This window comes from Pleomorphovibrio marinus (assembly GCF_003347495.1).
GTDB classification, from domain to species: Bacteria; Bacteroidota; Bacteroidia; order Cytophagales; family Cyclobacteriaceae; genus Pleomorphovibrio; species Pleomorphovibrio marinus.
In genome coordinates, this window is record NZ_QCXY01000007.1 from 48840 (window position 1) to 67763 (window position 18924).

Sequence of the window (18924 nt, forward strand, 5' to 3'; positions counted from 1 at the left end):
ACTTTCTCCACAAAAGTATGCCAGAACAAGGCATCTGGCATCCCTCCATTTCAGTCAGCGTATATTCCCGGCAATTACCCTATTTTCAACTATTTGAAAACAGAATTGATATGGGCTATACATCTGTTCAAAAAAAATAGGAGAGAAAAACGGGACGACCGTAACCCTCTTCGTATAAGTTGGTTTAAGCTCGCCATGCGATACCTCAAGAAGGAAAAAAGTCAATTGAAATTCACCACTAAAAGAAGCAGTCATTTTGGATGGGTGGAAATCCCAGAATTGATCCTGTCCCCCAGGCATTTCGACTTTGCAAGGCCATTTCCCGATAATCAAATCCATATGGGCCCAGTGGTGGATATCCACAGAAAGGAAGATCAATGCCAAATGGAAAAGGTAACCGATTTGCTTGACGTTACTAAAAAAAAAGTCTTTTGTTCCATGGGATCCTACGACTTCAAATACTGTAAAGAAAGGATCAGGTTTTTTGTTACTTTGATTAATGTTTTTTTGCTCAGAAAAGACTGGCAGTTAATTCTGTCCACGGGAAATGACATTGACCCTTCAGGGTTTAGACATCTCCCAAGTAATGTTTGCCTTTTTCAGTCAGTTCCTCAGTTACACTTATTAAAAAATGTGGATTTGATGATTTCTCATGCCGGAATGCAGTCCGTTACCGAGTGTATATTATTGGAAACCCCCATGCTTGTTTTTCCCCTCAACCCCGATTTGGATCAATATGGGAATGCGGCTAGGGTGGTTTACCATAAATTAGGCATAAGAGGAAAACTTAATCAAGATAGCCCGAAGGATTTAGAAATGAAAATAAATCAATTACTAACCAAAAGAGGATTTTATCTGAGAAACATTCAAGAACTAAAGCAGAAAATGCTTGCTTCGGATGATTTCGAAAAAGGTATCGCATTTATAGAGTCGTTTATTCAAATTCGGGGGGAACTTCATGGTGTTTAAATGGACGAAAAGAATCCGGTTCCTTCATAAACACGAATTTCCCAGGGAAATGTCTCTTACCGATTGGATTTCAAAAGCCATCCTAAATCAACATGCCACTGTGGTTCAAATTGGTTCCAATGATGGGAAGACCAGGGATCCGCTATATCCCTTGATGAAAGAGCACATTTGCTGGCATGGTCTTTTCGTGGAGCCAGTGCCTTATTTACTTGAGAGGCTGAGGGGTAATTACATGTCCCTTGCTTCTCCAAATCGGTTTCACTTCTACAACGGTGCGGTAAATGATGGAAGCCCACAGGATTTTTACTTCATAGACCCTCATGCCAAATATGTTATACCGGGATTACCCGACTGGTATGACCAAATAGGATCTTTTGACCGTCTGCATATCCTAGGTCATATGGAAGGAAGGTTAGCACCTTTCATCCTGCGCATGAAAGTAAAGGGTACGACCCTACCAGTCTTGTTGGATATGTTCTGCATTAAGCATATTGATTTATTGCACATTGATGCAGAAGGATACGACTGGGCGATCCTTTCGCAATTGGATTTACAAACTTTCATACCTAAGATTATTATTTTTGAACATAAGCATTTAAGCGAAAATGAATTAAACCAGTCAGTAGCACAATTTTCCGAGGAATATGAAATATTTCTCTTTAAAAACGATTTTCTTTGCCTTTTAAAAAATGAACATTCTATTTCTACTTCAGATATGAATTTTTTGAGAAGCAAACATAAGTATGCATAATCAGAACCCTCAAATTATGAGAATAGCATTTGTCCTTGAGACATTTCCAAAACTTTCGGAGACTTTTATTTTACATCAGGTCACGGGGCTGATTGACTTAGGCTATGAGGTAGATATTTTCCCCTCTAAAGGGCCATTGGAAGCAAAAATTCACCCAAAAGTTAAATCCTACGGCCTAGCGGGCCGTATATTTTATCCCCCATCCCGTCCCTCACGTAAATGGGTGATGAAACTGAAAGGAATTTGGCTGGTTTTGAAAAATACAAAGGATATAGAAGTCATTAGCAGGATACTTGCTTTAGACGCCGATTTAGACTATAAAGTAGATTTGTTGTATAGTTTATTACCTTTTTTGGATAAAAAACCTTATGAAATTTTCCATTGTCATTTTGGTCCGTTTGGTAGGCTTGCCGTTTTGGGTAAAGTTCTAGGTGTCACCCAGGCTAAATTATTCCTGAGTTTTTATGGATATGATGCCACCAGGAAAGGTCTTGACTCCACTTATTATTCCAACTTAATACCATGGTTTGATGGGTTTATCACCATATCAAGATTTTTACGTAGTAAACTCTTGGATCTTGGGATTCCAGAAGACAAATTGATGGTGATTCCTCTTGGGATTAACTTATCAGAATATCCATTAGCCCCCTCCTTAAAGTCCGGGAAAAAGTTGTTGACTGTGGCGAGGCTCGTGGAAAAAAAAGGTATTTACTATGGCATCATGGCTTTCTTCAAATTAATTAGCGACTATCCGGATCTGGAATACCATATCGCCGGAGATGGAGTTTTATTTGATAAATTGAACGAATTGATTGATGAACTGGGTTTAAACGGAAAAGTATTTTTACATGGGGCTATGGATCATACGGAAATCAAACACCTGTACGCCGTATCCGATATTTTTCTGCTACCAAGTATTACCGCATCTGATGGGAATTCCGAGGGACAGGGCCTCGTGCTTCAGGAAGCCCAAATCATGGGATTACCCGTGGTAGCTTCCCTTCATAATGGTATTCCCGAAGGCATGATGGACGGGAAAACGGGATTTTTAGTCCCAGAAAGAGACACATCCGCACTTGCACAAAATATTGGGAAATTGCTAAATGACGAAACCTTAAGGAAAAAAATGGGTGAAAATGGGAGAAAGTTCGTCATCTCCAACTTTGACAATCTGGAATTGATAAAAAACCTTTCCAATTATTATTCAAAAATAGGTAATCAAGATTGAAATTAACGGAGCAAAATCTAACTATGAATTGACATCCTTATTTACTAGAATTATTTTTTTTCTTTTGTTTTTTGGGGAACCCTACCTAAGAATGATTTACTTCGTCCCTATGTGATTTTGATTCTTGATAACCATCATTTTTTTACCCACATCTAGTGCCCAACGGCACTTGGGTGAAAAATTCCACCTAGTAAAAACACAAACCCTGTTTGAATCCCAAGGCACCAAATCATCAGATTATCGATATGCAAATCCCACACATCAGAACCTGAAGTCACTTCGAAAATCAAACAACTATCGAAGCAACAAACAAGATTTCTCTAAATCCCCCTCCTGTTTTAGGAGGGGGAAATAGGGGGTGGTAGAAACTATGTGGGAAGCGTCAACCAACGTTTCTAAGCCAACCATTTTTCGCCCACCAGTTGCACAAAAAAAAGTAAAGGGAACCAGTCCCCCTTAACTTTTTTAGGACTTAGACAGTGGGTGGGTGTTTATTTCACCCCCAATTTTTTAAACATCCACTCGTTCCCCTCCTCCCTTTGCTCTGGATAGGTCCAATGGGCCGCATCTTTATACAGTGAAATTGATTTATCGGCAGAAATGCTATTGATGGCTGAATACATGGAGGTGGGGGGACATACATTGTCGTTGAATCCCAAGGAATACAGTCCGGGAACCTTCACCTGTTTTGCGAAATTGACCACATCGTAGTAAGCGGCTGTTTCAATCTTGGAAGCTTGGTTGGTAAACTCCTCTTTGAATAAGTGAGGCCATCCTCCAGCTCTTCCATGCAGATATCCTGTAAGGTCAGACAAGGCCGGATAATAGCTCATCAAGTATTTCACTCTGCTGTCTAGTCCGGCAGTGATAATGGACAAGGCTCCACCCTGGCTACCTCCCATTACCCCAAGGTTTTCCCCGTCAAATTCCTCCAAGGAATGTAAAAAATCCACAGCCCTTACACAACCCAGGTACACCCTTTTGTAATAGTACCTGTTTCTGTCGTCCATGTTTATGGTGTTGTATCCCGACAATGGGCCTGAAGCTAGGTGGCTGTACAAGGGGGAGTCGTATTGGTTTACGGGCACCCCATGGATCCCTATTTGCAGGGTGATCAGGTTCTTTTCCGTGTGGGCGGCCTGGTAGGGCCTGACACCTGCGCCGGGCACTACAAGGAGTGCCGGATATTTGCCTGCTTTTTTGGGCTTGGTAAGAATTCCATAGATATAGCCATTGGCATTTCTAAAACTGACGTGATAAACATCCGAGTGGTGGTTTCCTTTTTCCGGCATCAGGGTAAGAGTAGGAGTGAGGGGCAGGTTTTCCATATCCTTGATGGCTCCCTTCCAAAAATCCATAAAATCATCGGGGTAAGGAATGGTGGGTTGTATCTTTTCCGGGTCCACGCCGGCGGTGCCCGTGTTACTATAGGAGCCTTTTTCGTTTTTAAATGTGATTTTGCAGCGGATAAAGCCAGGATCCGTCATTTTGCCCGCCTTGATTTGCCCAGTTCCATCCTTTAAAGTCATTGTCCCTTTCTTGGTGGGTTCCATCATTTCAGGACCATACTCGAAATTGATCTCCGCGTTTTTCACAAGTTGCCCGTACTGATATATTCCCACGTCAAACTGGATATCTTCGTTGACACCATAGACCATACCTTCTTTGGAGGGGCTAACCATAATTCGAATAAGGTCCCCGGTTTGGGACTGGGAAAATAGTGGGCCTGCCAATAGGGCAAGAAGCAGCATCAAAATTGTGGACTTATTTTGCATCATTCTTTTTTCTGTTAATATAGCCTAATTAATTTTTTTTAGGGCAGTTTCCTTTGTCATTATTCTACCCAATGTTCCATTTATTTATCATGATTAAAATCATAAAACCCATTGACCAGTTACCTGATTTTATTTTTAACTACTTATTTACCTTTGGAGAGGGATAAATCTAAATTTTATCCTGTAGATCCATTTTAAATAAAGGCCTTTTACCATCAAATAGCTAAACATTGAAAAACTCTATTTCTTATCTCCCCCCAGAAAAATCAAGGGCCTCCCTGAATCCTTTTACCTTAAATGTGGAACCTTTGAAGCGATTGTTGCTGGTGAATTTCAATAAGGACCCTGACTCGGTTTACCTGGGGTTTGAGCCTCAGCTTTTTGAGGACGAGGTTATGGGAAAAGGGCTTTTGGTGATCGCTTGGAGGAAAGACGAAGAAGTGGATGTTTACCATGCCCCCTCCCTAAGTCCTGACCCGGATAAATACGATATCGCAGGGAAGGGTTTGAACCTGATGCAGGAAACGGAATTTTCTTCCTCCCTTTTTGACATTCAGGAGGCTGGTGTAAGTGTTGATATCGTTTTTAAGGATAGGTTTGGAAGGCTCGTTGAAATAATGATCCATGAACAAAACCCCAAATCTAGGGAGCCATTTGGGTTGCTGGCACCTATGGGTATGGCAGCGAAGCACCCCTCTGCCATGCCACTGATCTGGCTACATGAGTTCTATTTTGTCCGCCGAAAAAAGACCAACTACCACATACGCATTGATGGGAAAAGCCACAGCATGGACAAACTCCCATTACCTTTAGATTTCAGTTGGATGTATTTCTCCAGGTACTCCAATCTCCCATTTATCCTTACCCTTAACCCAGATTTTAAGGGGGGGTTGGGGCCTGATGGACTAAACCCTATCCAAACTACCCTTTGGAAGGAAATGGGGAAATTTAGGGAAATAGAGGAGATAAAAGTTTGTGAAGGCAGTCTCTCCTACAAAATGGGATTCCGTCCTGCCTTTCCGGATTTTGCGAACATGGAGGGTGGACAGACAGTGGAAGGGAAGTTCGAGATTTTTGGACATCCCAGTTGTGGGAAGGTAAGTGGCAGTTATTTGGTTCGCACTGCTGATGGAGACTCAGGTGAGATTGTTTTGGACCCCAACGGGGGATGGCAGCCCAGTGAAAAAAAATGGGTGTTACGATTGATCTATGCCCTTGAAAGCGGATTTAAAAGGTGGCCAAAAACCTATCAATGGAAAGCTCGGTGGAAATTTTCGGAGAAAGCTTGTGCATTCGAATCCAAGTGGTCTAGGGTTTAAATTGGTTCGTATCCCAATAAAGTTTTTTTGGTTCTTAAATTTGAGAACATAAAAAATATCACCTACATTTGTTGGACAAACCTTAATCGACTAGAATTTTAACTTGGAAAAGTTCAGAGAGAAAATTGAAGAGCACGGAGTGATAATGGAAAAACTGGGACTCACTCCCGCGGCATCAAGGGTACTCGTGTACCTGTTGTTTTGCGATAAAGAAGGGACTTTCGAAGAAATAGTTGCCTATTTCAAGATGAGTAAAAGCGCGGTTTCTAATGCAATCAACTATTTGATTTCCATTGGATTAGTAGATTTCAAAACCCAGGGAGGTAAGAGGAAACGCTATTTTTCAGTGGATTTTGACAAATGGATTTCTTTGGAGAATATTTCCTTCCGATTCAAGCTGTTTTGGGGAATGCTAGATGAAATCCAGACCTTGAAAAAAGAGGAGGGAATTGCAACCAATGATTTAGAAAAAGTGTCCTCATTTTATCGTTTGCTGTTGGCCGAAATGCCAATTATTATGGAGAGATGGAAGAATTTAATTGAAAATGAACCTGAGAAATGAAAGATCGAGAAGTAAACATGCCTTTGTCATTGAACACAATTCCTAGGGACAGACCTGACCTGCGAATGGCAGAACTTTCCAGTATGAGGTCACAACAGTCAGAAAATCAATCAAAAAGGGATAATAAGAGTTATTTGCAAGGTTGGGAAAAAGCCATTGCACTAGCAGAGGTGGAGGATTGAAAATTTGTTTCATTTAAGTTCTTTTTATAATGAACAATAAAAATCTCACATTCCAATTTAAACTTTTGGTATTCCTCCTAATCTTCTGGGGAAGCATTCCTTTGGCACAAGGACAAAGATTCAGTTTAGCTGCATGTGTGGAATATGCTAGGGAAAACAACCAATCCCTCTTACTGAAGCATTTGGAAGAGGAATTAAGCCACCTAGGGGAAAGGGAATCCAAAGCCTTCATGGTCCCCGAACTGTATGCCTCTGGAAATATGGAGCACTATTGGAGGATTCCGGTCTTAGCCGTCCCGGGGGAAATAGTGGGGCAACCTGGGGAGGTGCTCCCAGTGAGGTTCGGCACCCCATGGATGGGGGAGGCGGGTTTTCAGGCGAGTTGGAATATATTGGATCCAGGGGCAATGAACAGAGTAAAGCTTGCCAAACTTACCTCGTCCGCAAAAGCCCACGAAAGGGAGGTAGTTGAAAGTTCCTTGGTAAAACATGTCCATATTGCCTATCGGGCGCTTATCTTACAGGAAGAAAGTTTGGAGAACCTGGCTAACGCTGAAGCCTATTATTCGGAAATCCATAGGTCATTGGGTCAGCTTTTGGAAAAAGGCCGTATAGACCAGATTACGCTTAACCAATCTGAGGTGATTTTAGGTAAATACCGGGAAAAATTAGCGAATCGCAAATGGGACAAGGAAATGGCCGAAAACGACCTTAAGTTTTGGATGGGCTTTCCCTTAGATCAACCTTTATATATTGAGTCCTCTGAAATAGAAACTTTACCAGAAATGGCAGCTGAAGGGGACTTTCCCGGATTTGCCCATCAGCAGGCAATGACCTTGCTGCGAAAGGAAGAATATCAGGGGACAAGAAATTCATGGCTGCCGGTGTTGCGCCTAAGAGCCGCTTACAATCAGATGTATTTTGGGGAAAGTTTGCGAATAGGGGCAGGTGAAAATTGGCTTCCGGTAGGGTTTATGGGGCTTCAGGTACAGTTTCCCCTATTTTCAATGGGTAAGCATTTTCACGAACCCACGCGCAAAAAAATGGAATGGAAAAGGCAGGAATTGGCAAAGGAAGAATTTCTCGCTAAAGAAAACCATGGTCTTCAGGAGGTTAAGGCCAGGGTGGAGCAGGCAAGAACCTCCCTTGCTACTGCTGAGAGGGAATTGGCTTTGGCAGAGGAAAACGTAAGGCTCTCCAGGTTGCAACTGGAGAAGGAGCGTCTTGATGTTGCAAGCTTCCGGCAGGTTCAAATAGACATGATGGAAGCTCTGGAGCATTATCTACAGCGTAAGCTTGATTACCATATTCAAACTGTGGAGATGGCCTATTTAAGTGGTCAGTTTTAAAACCTGGGTTACTTGGACTATTGTGAAGTTGAACAGGAGGCAAGCGACACCTGGAGAAATGAATATAAAGTATATGCCATTCCTCCCAAACCAGTTCCCTGAATCTCGATAGCTGGCTGGGAACGGGGCAGGCTACCATGGGTTACGGTAGGGGGCGAATTATGACCGATAATAAAAATGATAAACACATGCAAAAGTCAACAAGTTATAGTCCTTTTGTTCTTTGGGCCATTGGTGTACTTTTCTTTTTCTCTTGTGCAGAGGAGCAGGAAACCTATGAAGTTCGGCTTCAGGATATCCAAGAAGGGGTATATGCCTCAGGAAAACTGATGCCCAAGGGATATAGGTACTTGAAGGCGTCGAAGTCCCAACAAATTTGGGAAGTAGCGGTGGAGGAAGGGGATATAGTGGAGGCCGGGGACTTGATCCTGGTATTGGGAGCTGAAGGCGAAAGGCGGCAACGTGAATACTTGAAAGAACAAATTCAAAGGGTTAGCAATCAACAGGATGCATCAGGGTCAAGAATTAATGAACTTCAAGCGCAATTGAATCAGGCGGAGGAACAATATGCCTTGGATACCAAAGATGCAGAAGACTTGGCCGCTTTGGCGAAGGAAGGTGCAGTATCTGTACAACGTGCCCGTGAAGCGGCTTTGAAAGCTTCGCAGAGTCGTAGCAATGTGGAAGGTATAAAGCATAGGCTGGAAAATTTGAGAGAAGACCTCAGGGACAGGGAACTGGGCCTTCGGCAGCAGCTTTCCGGGATGACACAGACTGGGGATTCGGATGAGATAAGAAGTCCTTTTGAAGGAAAGGTACATGCCATTCCCCATAAATCGGCAGAGACTGTACCGGCCTTAAGGGAGTTGGCTCTGATTGGTCATCCAACGGAGTTTATGCTGGAATTGCTGCTGGATGAAAGAGACATCGGCAAAGTAAAGCTGGGGCAAAAAGTATACTTCGAAACAGAAACCGCAAAGGGAGAAATATTTGAGGCACAGCTCACTAAAATCAATGCGGTAATGGATGAGGAGAGTCGAAGTTTTTTGGCCGAAGCAGAGGTGGATGGGGTAGGTCCCTTTTTTCCAAAGGGATCCGTAGAGGCAAATATCCTGGTAGCTTCAGCAGAGGGGGCAATGGTCATCCCAAGGGATTATCTGATGGATGGGGATACGGTGCTTATGGTCTCCAATGAGAAAAGAAAAGTGAAGACAGGTATCCTTTCCCGAAATTCGATACAGGTACTGGAAGGCCTGAAGGAGGGAGACCTACTAAAGCTTCCCGAAAATTAATCCCTTTGGTTTATGGCTACGCTAAAAGATGTAAAGCTTTCCGTCTCCATTGCCATGGTCCATATCCGGTCCAAATTGAGGCAAACCATTGTGGCTACCGTGGGAGTGGCCTTTGGGATAGCGGTTTTCATATTTATGGTTTCCTTTATCATGGGCACCAATAATTATATGATGGACATCACCTTCGAACATTCTCCCCACCTCCGCCTCTACAACGAGCCCACAATTGCGGAGACAACCATCCTAGACCGAAAATATCCCGACTGGAAGAATGAGGTCCACAACGTACGGCCAAGGGATGTACAACTCAACCTTAAGGATGCCAGGCAGGCAATCCAGGAAATTTCCCAACTTCAAGAGGTAGATGCAGTGGCTGGCTCGGTGAAGTCACAGGTTTTTTACAGGTATGGGTCCAATGCCATCAATGGACTGGTAAACGGCATAGACTTTGACAACGAAAACCGCCTTTTCAATCTTGAAGAAAAGTTGGTGGAAGGCTCTTTTAGGGAGATGAATACCATTCCAAACAGCCTGGTGATGGGGGAGGGACTTGCCAATCGGCTAAACTTGTCGGTGGGGGACAGGCTGAATTTGACCACCGAGGCAGGTGGCACCTTTTCCATTGTGGTGATTGGGCTATTTAAAACAGGGCTTACCGATATAGACAGGCAACAGAGTTATGCCTCACTGGCCACCGTGCAACGCTTTCTGGGGGTTCCTGCCTCCTACATTACCGATATACAAGCCAAACTCCATGACATGGACTTGGCTCCCCAAATGTTAAACAAATGGAAAAAGCGTTTTGGGTATCAAGGTTCTGATTGGAAGGAGGATCATTCTACTCTTCTGGAAGGAGAGGCACTTAGGTCAATGATCGTCTATGGTGTGGCCATAACCATCTTATTGGTAGCTGGTTTTGGGATATTTAATATCCTTACCATGATGATTTACGAGAAGATGAAGGACATTGCCATCCTTAAAGCCATGGGTTTTTCCGATACGGATGTAAGGTATGTGTTTTTGTTCCAGGCACTACTTATTGGGGCTTTTGGTTCCGTTTTTGGGTTGATTTTCGGTTTTCTGATCGCCTATGCCATTTCTACCATGCCCTTTGAGAGTGATGTAATGGTTACCCTGGATCATTTGCCGGTGAGTTTCGAGACGGTGTATTATATAGCAGGATTTACCTTTGGCTTGATTACCACCTTTTTGGCCGGGTATTTTCCCAGCAGAAAGGCAGCTAAGGTGGACCCAATTTCCATATTGAGAGGTTAATAAAATGAACATTCTGGAGGTAAACAACGTGGATAAATACTTTTTGGAACCTTCCAGGTTCCATGTCCTAAAGGATATCACCTTTGCCATAAAAAAGGGGAAGTTGGTGACCATTACCGGCAAGTCGGGAAGTGGAAAATCAACCCTTCTATACTTGCTTTCCACCATGGACACGGAATTTTCCGGGAGCATAAGAGTAGATGGGGAAGAATTAAAAGGCAAAAGCAACAGGTGGTTGTCCAATTTCAGGAACGAACATATAGGTTTTGTGTTTCAGTTCCATTACCTGCTTCCTGAGTTTACCTCTCTGCATAATGTGATGCTTCCTGCTTTAAAGCGGGGAACCCATGACAAGGAAAGTATTGAGGAAAAAGCCTATGGATTGCTCAAAATGCTGGATATAGAGGATCAGGCGGTAAAGCGTTCCAGTTTGCTTTCCGGTGGTCAGCAGCAAAGAGTGGCCATAGCCCGTTCTCTGATCAATGACCCCCTCCTGATCATGTGTGATGAGCCCACCGGGAATCTGGACAGTAAAAACACACAGATAGCGTTTGGGATTTTTAGGGAGATCATAGACAAAGGGGAGCAGACCATGATCATGGTGACCCACGACGAGGACCTGGCGGATAGATCCGATGAGATCATCCATCTGGAGGATGGGAGGGTGGTGTGAGAAAAGGATACCGTGGTGTTCATTTTTTTTGATGATTTTTTTTCACCACGCAGGTAAATTGGGTCTCAGCTCAAATTGAAACAATTGTTTGAATCAATGGAATATATGTGCTAACCCCTAAACCGGGTTTAAGCTTACCTTGGGAGTGAATGTAAGAAGGCTGTTTTCGTAACGGGGAGCAGTTCAAAACATCTGCAACCATGAAATGCCAAGTAATTCTCATCCTGCTATTTACTTTTTATTTTGACACCTATGCCCAAATTCAAGTATCGGGGCATGTCCAAAATACCCATGGAGAGCCTATGGCTTTTGCCAATGTGATGCTGCTGTCTGTAGGGGACTCGACTATGCTAAAGGGTGATGTATCGGATGATAAGGGGCGTTTTCAGCTTTACCACCAGGAGAGTGAAACATGTTTATTGGTGGTATCTGCTTTAGGTTATTCTCCTTTCTTTCAATCCATTTCCAGAAGTGATCCCAACCCGGAGCTGGCTCCCATCATACTTTCCGAAAGTGAGACTGAATTAGAAACAGTAACCGTGTCCGCCAAAAAACCTTTGGTGGAAAAGCATTCGGATAGGCTGGTGGTCAATGTGCAGGAGAGCATCACTATGGCCGGTGCCACGGTTTTGGAGGTATTGTCCAGGTCTCCGGGTGTGTTTTTAAACGCACAGCAGGGCAATCTTTCCCTAAATGGAAAAGATGGAGTGTTGGTGATGATCAACGATGTAATCAACAGAATGCCGCTTGCTACCCTATTGCAACTCCTGGAAGGCATGAGTGCGGCCAATATCGAAAGGCTAGAACTCATTACTCACCCTCCAGCACACATGGAGGCGGAGGGAGCCGGTGGCATCATCCATATCGTGATGAAGGAAAATTTGGATGAAGGTACCTCTGGAGATATGGGAATTATGGTAGGGGCATTGAGGAGAGAATTATTCGGTGCCAATGGCAGTATAAGTCATAGAAGAGGAAAATGGGCGATCAATGTAAATTCCTCCTACAATCATTTAAGAAACATTCAAGTTTTTGATAACGCTTTTATGGCTCGGCCATCCAGTTCGATTCCAGTGGATTTTAAGAGTGGAGTGGAAAGGATACAATCCAACAAAACACTACAATTCAGGGCTGCTATTGAAAAATCCTTTGACAATAATGCATCGGTGGGAGCTATTTTTAGTTTCAACAATTCCTTTCAACCTGTGGATAACCTAGGGATTTCTTTTTATCAAGCAGCAGATTCCATGCTTTCTACCCGTCTTAATTATTTAGATAGAAAGAATATTCATAATTTAAATGCCCATCTTCATTATATTAAGAGGATAAAAGAAAAGCACCTGATCCGCTTGGATTACGATTATTTGAATCTTGGGATGAATGCACCTTCTACCTACGACCATGTTCGGCAGTATGGAAGTGGTAAATCTGAAAGGGTAAAAATGGGCATTGATAGCGATACCCCCATGAGCTTTCATATTGCCTCTATGGATTTCGAAACCACCCAGTTTAAGCACTTAATACTCAGAGTAGGAATAAAAAAAACGTGGATGAATTTTGAAAACACGGTGGATGCATTCGAAGGAGAAGAGCCAGACAAATTGCCGATTCCTGCGATTAGCATGAGGGCCACTATGAAAGAGGAAGTTGCGGGGGCATATATGAGCGGGAATTGGTCACCGGTACCTGGGTTCAATCTAAATGCTGGATTAAGATATGAACACACCATAACCGACATACAGCGAGAGGAGGTCAGTAATTATATTTACAGGGATTTTGGGAATTTTTTCCCCAATTTGTCATTGGAGAAGAGCATTGGAGAGCATCTTGGTCTGATGGGGGGGTATGCTAAACGAATTAACAGACCCACCCTAAACCAATTGGTGCCTGCCGTATTTATGTTCAATGAAAACTCCCATTTTTTTGGTAATGCCGAACTCTTACCCGCAGTTATAAACAATTACCACTTCACGCTCAAGTGGAAAAACGCTTCCCTAGGCATTGAACACTCCCATCTATTAAATTCTCTTGTCCGGCATCAACCCAGCTTCGATCCACAGCGGGATGTGGTCATCTACAATTCGCAAAATTTGGAACACCATGAAATTTCCAGCCTAAATTTCAATGCCCCTTGGATAATTACCCCTTTTTGGGACCTACAGTCCACCGTGCAACTTCAGCGCAACCACATGAAAGCCTCACATATGGGGGCTTACCTTTGGCATACCATTTACAACCTGCATTTTAACCTTAACAACTCTTTTGATATGGGAAATGGATGGTCAGGGGAAATGGTATGGATTTATGATTCGAGAAGAAACATGGGTATATGGAGGTTTAGCCCTATTTCCGTGATAAACTTTGGGATAAGGAAACAACTGAAAGCCAACCAGGGAACTATAAACCTATCCGTGACCGACATCCTAAATACCCAAAATTTCTTCTTAGCCACCGAATTACCTTACCCTTCATTCTCCACTAATTTTGACCTTTATTTAAGAATGAGAGGGATTAGGATAAATTACATCAAAAGGTTCGGGCACTCAAAAATGAAGGCCATCAAAGTGGAATCTGCTTCAGAGGAGGACAAAAAGAGAGTGGATTTGTAAGGGTGTGCCATTTTCTGTAAATAAGGATATTCCTGAGCAGATAAACCATTGGATTTTGCATAAAGTTTCTGGATGATATTGCTAAAATGGTTAACTTTTGGAAAATCACAAAAAACCCAGAATAATGAACAGAAACCGAAGAAGCTTTATCAACAAAGCCCTGGTGGGAGGAATGGCCATGGCAGCACCCTACCAGGGGTTTGGAACTAATCAATTTGTAAACAACCCTTGTGCCGAGGACCAAAACCCCAACTACCAAAAATTGGATGCAATTCTTCGGCAACCTGTCTTTAAAAAAGAACTTTTCGATCAGCCCGTGATCATCTCTTCGGTGGAGCTCCTGAAAAACAACCGGACTTTTATGTGCAGGGTGCGTTCCCAAGATGGGGCCGAGGGCATCTCGGTGGCTCACGGTATGATGAACACCTTTTACTCGATTTTGATGAACCACCTTCAAAGCATGTTTGTGGGTTTGGATGCAAGGAGATTAGATGAAATTGTGGAAAAAGCCCTTATCTACAACATGAATTACAGGTACCTGCCCTTACCCATAGGTATCCCCCTGGCCACTGTGGAGTTTGCCATTTTGGACATGATGGGCAAGATAGCTAACAAACCCATAGGCGAATTGATTGGAAGCATTCATAATACCCACGTACCCGTTTACCAGGCCACGGAGTTTAGGGAAAAACCCGTAGAGGAATCCGTGGCGTTGATCAAAGCGGAAGTGGAGAAATACCAAGCCCAGGCAGTAAAAATCAAAGTGGGTGCTTTGATGTTCATGACCAATGACCTGGACGCTAAGGGACCTGAGGGCAGAACTGAACAGATTATTCCTTTAATCAGGAAGACTTTTGGGGATGATATGCCTCTGTACGCAGATGCAAACGGCTATTACCAGGATCCTAATGAGGCCATACGGGTAGGTCGATTATTGGAAGAATACGGTTACAAGTATTTTGAAGAGCCCACTCCCTGTTATTGGCATCATGGCACCAAAATGGTCAATGATGCCTTGACCCTTCCCGTGGCAGGAGGAGAGCAAGAACACAGTATTTACGGATTTAGGTGGCTGTTGGCAAATAATGGACTCGAAATCGTGCAGCCTAATCAATTTTACTTTGGCGGGATGATTAGGTCTATGAAGGTAGCTCAAATGGCTCATGCGATGGGAAAGATCTGCACTCCGCATCTTTCCGGTGGATTTGATTACATTTATATGCTTCATTTTGTTTCGGCCATCCCGAATTCCGGTCCACATATTGAGTTTAAGGGATATACTGATATTCCCTTGGAATGTCCCACATCCACCCTACGGCTATTGCCGGACGGAACTATAAAGGTTCCTACTGGTCCTGGCTCAGGGATCACTATCGATCCAGCCTTTATCGAGGCTAGTGAGGTTCTAAAAAAAGTTTAGTGGGTTCACATTAATATCCGTAGGTATTTTCCAGAAATTTTTTAGGGGCATTCAGAGCGCTCCAATTACCGCTGTCTGTTTATTGGATGCAGGAAGGAAAATCCTGGCAGGCTAATTATTACTGTTGGGTACCGCTAACAAAAAACCTTCTCTTCCTGGTCCACAAAATAGTATCATGCTTATTAATTATCCATAAATCTTGCTTGATTTGCAATCATCTTTCGAACATTCACGTTAATTAGCTTGGGTTAGCCAGAGCGAAAAAATGAAAAAAGTAATAATAGGGGTTTCAATAGTTTTTTTTATCCTTGTAGTAGGGGTTGTGGGGGCGGTGATCGGTATTTACAAAAACCAAAAGGTCTTGACGCAAAAGGCATTGGCAAGCCTGAATGAACAATTTGTCGGGGAATTGGTGGTGGAAGATTCGTACATTTCTCCCTTTGCCCAGTTTCCATATATCTCCATTGATTTAAGGGGGGTAAGTTTTTATCCAAACAAGGAAAGATCAGGCAAGGCCCTTTACGAGGCGGAAGACCTATATTTGGGGTTTGACATTATCGGTATTTTGAAGGGAGACTTTCAAATTAAGCGGATAAAAATCGCCAATGGGCATCTTGACATAAGGAAAGACGGAGCCGGGCAAATTAACTTGGTCACCGCAAAAAACTTATCGCCAACAGAAAAGGACGTGGCAGAGAAGGATTCGGAATTGGAATTTGATTTGCAGGATTTCAGGTTGGATAATTTTGTTATTTCCTATTTCGATGAACTTACCCAGCAAGAGATCATCACTAACATTGGCAACCTTGGGGCAAAGGTGAAACTGATAAAGGACCATGTCTATTTGGATGTAGAATCAGATATGGTATTGGATGTCATTACGAATGGGAAACCCTCTTTTTTCTCCCAAAAGCACCTGGTTTTGGACTGGGAAATGGATTACCACCAAACCTTGGAAGTATTGACTATACTGCCCTCCAAGCTAAGGCTTGAGGCTTCTTTGTTCACGCTGGAGGGGAAGGTAGATATAAAAGACGACCTGAATACAGACCTTAAATTATATGGGGAAAAACCCGATTTCAATGTTTTTGCTGCTTTTGCCCCTTCGGAAGTTGCCGAAACCCTAAAACGCTACAAGAATGAGGGACAGATTTATTTTCTTGGTACCATCAGGGGAAAAATGGCAGATGGCCAAATGCCAGCTGTGTCGGTGGAGTTTGGTTGTGATAATGCCTATTTTGTAAATACGGCGGTGGAAAAAAGGGTGGACGACCTTCGCTTCGCAGGGTATTTCACCAATGGCAAGGAGCGTACCCTGCAAAGTTCCGAACTTCGGCTGCAGAATTTCTATGCCAAACCGGAGGAAGGGGTCTTCCAGGGTCGACTGGTAATCAGGAATTTTGAGGATCCCTATATTAAGGTAAATCTTCACGCCGATTTGGACCTACAGTTTTTGGGTCAGTTTTTTGAGATAGAAGGGCTGCAAAGTCTAAGGGGGAATATCCTTTTGGACATGGACTTTGATGAGTTGGTGGATTTGGACATGCCGGAACAGGGGTTGGCGCAACTCAAAGAGGGACTTGACAGCGAGCTTACCATTAAGAACCTCAGCTTTGTTATTCCCGATTATCCATTTCCGGTGAATAACGTGAATGGACATGCTGTCATGGAAAAGGGAAAAATCAAATTGGATGGGTTGTCCTTTACCATAGGCGACTCTGATTTTTCCTTCGCTGGGAATCTGAGTGACTTCCCGGCCGTTTTTCATGGATGGGATAAACCTATAACTGCCGAACTAAACGCCAAGTCCAACAAGGTGGATGTTCAGCAATTGCTCTCCCATGATTCGGTATTGATGGCTCTTTCCGATGAGCTAATCAGCAATTTTGAGGTGAAGTTGGCATTTGAAGGTTCTGCAAATGAATTTACCCAGTTTGAATACCTCCCTAAGGGTAAATTGAGGATTGATGATTTTCATGCCAAGTTAAAGAACTATCCCCACGAGTTTCACGATTTTGATGCACTTATCACCATTACCGATACGGACTTGTCAGTAGAGGACTTCAATGGTAACTTGGACACCACCGATTTTCACTTTACTGGCTTGTTTTCGAATTACCCCAAGTGGTTTATGGAAGTTCCAAAAGGGGACAGCAGTTTTGAATTCGACCTTAGGTCGAATTATATTCGGGTATTGGATTTGTTGACGTATCAGGGACAAAATTACCTTCCGGACGATTATCGGGATGAGGAGATAAGTAATTTATTGATCAAAGGTAAGTTGGACTTGCATTATGATTCTATTTTTAGGTCCGCAGACTTACTAATTGATCATTTTCAGGGTAAGCTGAACGTACACCCCCTGAAATTGGAGGAATTTAGAGGGAGGCTTCATTTTGAAGATGGAAACGTGCTGATGGAGAATTTTGGTGGCAGAATGGGGCAAAGTGATTTTGAGGTAGACTTGGCCTATTTTGCGGGAGAGGACATTACACAAAAGTCGCGACCTAATGCCTTCCATCTCAGGGCAAAGGCACTTGACTTGGATGCCCTGATGAACTATGACCCAAAGTCTACCGCCGAGGTAAACCACGCAGATACCTTTAATATCTTTGAGCTTCCTTTTTCTGATATGAATTTTAAAGCTGAAATAGGGAGGATGAACTACCATTCCTATTGGCTAGAAGACGTATATGCAAATGCCCGAACCTCTGGTGACCATTATCTGTATGTGGACAGCTTGTCCCTGAAAGTGGCAGATGGAAGTTTAGGCATGTCAGGGTACTTTAATGGTTCCGATCCTGAAAACATTTATTTCCATAGTACCATGAAAGCGGATAAGCTGGATATAGACAAGCTCATGGTGAAGTTCGACAATTTTGGACAGGATGTGATGATCAATGAAAATTTGCATGGAAGGGTGAGCGGGACAATAGAAAGCAAGTTTTTGGTACATCCGGACCTGACTCCCATCATTGAAAAGAGTGAAGCCCATATGGATCTCACCGTCTACCAAGGCAGTTTGGTCAATTTCACCCCCTTGGAAGCCATGTCCACCTATTTTAAAGACAAGAACCTGATGATGGTGAGGTTTGATACCTTACAAAACAAAATGGATCTTAAAGATGGGGTGTTGCATATTCCCAATATGAACATCAATTCTAGCCTGGGTTACATTGAACTTTCCGGGCGGCAGAGTTTGGATTTGAATATGGACTATTTTATAAGGGTGCCCTTGGGCATGGTGACTCAGGTAGGCTTCCGTTCTCTTTTTGCAGGAAGAAATAGGCAAGAGATAGATACAGAACAAGAAGATGCCATTGTTTATAGGGATCAGAATCGCCGTATCCGTTTTGTAAATTTGAAAATTTCAGGCAACCCTGAAAATTACGAGGTGTCCTTAGGAAGGGATAGGAATTGACAGCCCTATATGCCCTATTAAAATTATAATTGGGGGAAGAAGATACCCTAAAACCAAAACTAAAAAACAATTATAAACACATCGATACCCAATTTTTTA

At 43.0% G+C, this 18924-nt stretch carries 14 protein-coding genes; 13 read left to right on the plus strand and 1 reads right to left on the minus strand.

The window, feature by feature from the left end; all coding sequences use genetic code 11:
• The first annotated feature begins 93 nt into the window (after positions 1 to 93).
• From DB520_RS26745 to DB520_RS16935, 3 genes are read left to right on the plus strand one after another with little or no spacing between them, the layout of a single operon-like run.
• Positions 94 to 969, plus strand: a complete 876-nt coding sequence (locus DB520_RS26745) for a glycosyltransferase (RefSeq protein WP_198675375.1) — start codon at positions 94 to 96, stop codon at positions 967 to 969.
• A complete protein-coding gene (locus DB520_RS16930; protein WP_114750960.1) occupies positions 959 to 1720 on the plus strand; it encodes an FkbM family methyltransferase in 762 nt (253 codons plus the stop codon). Before DB520_RS26745 ends, DB520_RS16930 begins: the two co-directional genes overlap by 11 nt.
• A gap of 16 nt (positions 1721 to 1736) precedes the next feature.
• Positions 1737 to 2948, plus strand: a complete 1212-nt coding sequence (locus tag DB520_RS16935; RefSeq protein WP_198675376.1) for a glycosyltransferase — start codon at positions 1737 to 1739, stop codon at positions 2946 to 2948.
• Positions 2949 to 3439: 491 nt separating this feature from the next.
• On the opposite strand, the gene DB520_RS16940 is transcribed toward DB520_RS16935, so the two are convergent.
• On the minus strand, positions 3440 to 4726 hold the full coding sequence (locus DB520_RS16940) for an acetylxylan esterase (protein WP_317047767.1): 1287 nt from the start codon (positions 4724 to 4726) through the stop codon (positions 3440 to 3442).
• A 227-nt stretch (positions 4727 to 4953) separates the two neighbouring features.
• Between DB520_RS16940 and DB520_RS16945 the strand changes: the two genes are divergently transcribed.
• The 10 genes from DB520_RS16945 to DB520_RS16990 all read left to right on the plus strand — a co-directional run bounded on the left by DB520_RS16945 (position 4954) and on the right by DB520_RS16990 (position 18825).
• Positions 4954 to 6042 (plus strand): hypothetical protein, encoded by a 1089-nt coding sequence (locus DB520_RS16945; protein WP_114750962.1) that lies wholly within the window; start codon positions 4954 to 4956, stop codon positions 6040 to 6042.
• Between the two features lie 103 nt (positions 6043 to 6145).
• A complete protein-coding gene (locus tag DB520_RS16950) occupies positions 6146 to 6604 on the plus strand; it encodes a GbsR/MarR family transcriptional regulator (protein ID WP_114750963.1) in 459 nt (152 codons plus the stop codon).
• A complete protein-coding gene (locus DB520_RS16955; RefSeq protein WP_114750964.1) occupies positions 6601 to 6786 on the plus strand; it encodes a hypothetical protein in 186 nt (61 codons plus the stop codon). Before DB520_RS16950 ends, DB520_RS16955 begins: the two co-directional genes overlap by 4 nt.
• 29 nt (positions 6787 to 6815) lie before the next feature.
• Complete coding sequence (locus tag DB520_RS16960) at positions 6816 to 8135, plus strand: TolC family protein (RefSeq protein WP_114750965.1); 1320 nt, start codon at positions 6816 to 6818, stop codon at positions 8133 to 8135.
• Positions 8136 to 8323: 188 nt separating this feature from the next.
• On the plus strand, positions 8324 to 9427 hold the full coding sequence (locus tag DB520_RS16965) for an efflux RND transporter periplasmic adaptor subunit (RefSeq protein ID WP_157972135.1): 1104 nt from the start codon (positions 8324 to 8326) through the stop codon (positions 9425 to 9427).
• A gap of 12 nt (positions 9428 to 9439) precedes the next feature.
• Positions 9440 to 10702, plus strand: coding sequence for an ABC transporter permease (locus DB520_RS16970; protein WP_114750967.1), 1263 nt, complete (start codon positions 9440 to 9442; stop codon positions 10700 to 10702).
• 4 nt (positions 10703 to 10706) lie between these two features.
• Positions 10707 to 11375 carry an ABC transporter ATP-binding protein gene (locus DB520_RS16975; protein ID WP_114750968.1) on the plus strand — a complete coding sequence of 223 codons (669 nt, stop codon included), beginning with the start codon at positions 10707 to 10709 and terminating at the stop codon, positions 11373 to 11375.
• 200 nt (positions 11376 to 11575) lie between these two features.
• A complete protein-coding gene (locus DB520_RS16980; RefSeq protein WP_114750969.1) occupies positions 11576 to 13984 on the plus strand; it encodes a TonB-dependent receptor domain-containing protein in 2409 nt (802 codons plus the stop codon).
• Between the two features lie 124 nt (positions 13985 to 14108).
• Positions 14109 to 15404 carry a mandelate racemase/muconate lactonizing enzyme family protein gene (locus DB520_RS16985; RefSeq protein ID WP_114750970.1) on the plus strand — a complete coding sequence of 432 codons (1296 nt, stop codon included), beginning with the start codon at positions 14109 to 14111 and terminating at the stop codon, positions 15402 to 15404.
• Positions 15405 to 15669: 265 nt separating this feature from the next.
• Positions 15670 to 18825 carry an AsmA-like C-terminal region-containing protein gene (locus tag DB520_RS16990; protein ID WP_114750971.1) on the plus strand — a complete coding sequence of 1052 codons (3156 nt, stop codon included), beginning with the start codon at positions 15670 to 15672 and terminating at the stop codon, positions 18823 to 18825.
• The last annotated feature ends 99 nt before the right edge of the window (positions 18826 to 18924 follow it).

Bases quoted from the DNA above. Each gene is read 5' to 3' on its own strand.
- DB520_RS16975 (WP_114750968.1), top strand. From the start codon at position 10,707: ATGAACATTCTGGAGGTAAACAACGTGGATAAATACTTTTTGGAACCT.
- DB520_RS16965 (WP_157972135.1), top strand. From the start codon at position 8,324: ATGCAAAAGTCAACAAGTTATAGTCCTTTTGTTCTTTGGGCCATTGGT.
- DB520_RS16985 (WP_114750970.1), top strand. From the start codon at position 14,109: ATGAACAGAAACCGAAGAAGCTTTATCAACAAAGCCCTGGTGGGAGGA.
- DB520_RS16930 (WP_114750960.1), top strand. From the start codon at position 959: ATGGTGTTTAAATGGACGAAAAGAATCCGGTTCCTTCATAAACACGAA.
- DB520_RS16990 (WP_114750971.1), top strand. From the start codon at position 15,670: ATGAAAAAAGTAATAATAGGGGTTTCAATAGTTTTTTTTATCCTTGTA.
- DB520_RS16960 (WP_114750965.1), top strand. From the start codon at position 6,816: ATGAACAATAAAAATCTCACATTCCAATTTAAACTTTTGGTATTCCTC.
- DB520_RS16970 (WP_114750967.1), top strand. From the start codon at position 9,440: ATGGCTACGCTAAAAGATGTAAAGCTTTCCGTCTCCATTGCCATGGTC.
- DB520_RS16980 (WP_114750969.1), top strand. From the start codon at position 11,576: ATGAAATGCCAAGTAATTCTCATCCTGCTATTTACTTTTTATTTTGAC.
- DB520_RS16935 (WP_198675376.1), top strand. From the start codon at position 1,737: ATGAGAATAGCATTTGTCCTTGAGACATTTCCAAAACTTTCGGAGACT.
- DB520_RS16940 (WP_317047767.1), bottom strand. From the start codon at position 4,726: ATGATGCAAAATAAGTCCACAATTTTGATGCTGCTTCTTGCCCTATTG.
- DB520_RS16955 (WP_114750964.1), top strand. From the start codon at position 6,601: ATGAAAGATCGAGAAGTAAACATGCCTTTGTCATTGAACACAATTCCT.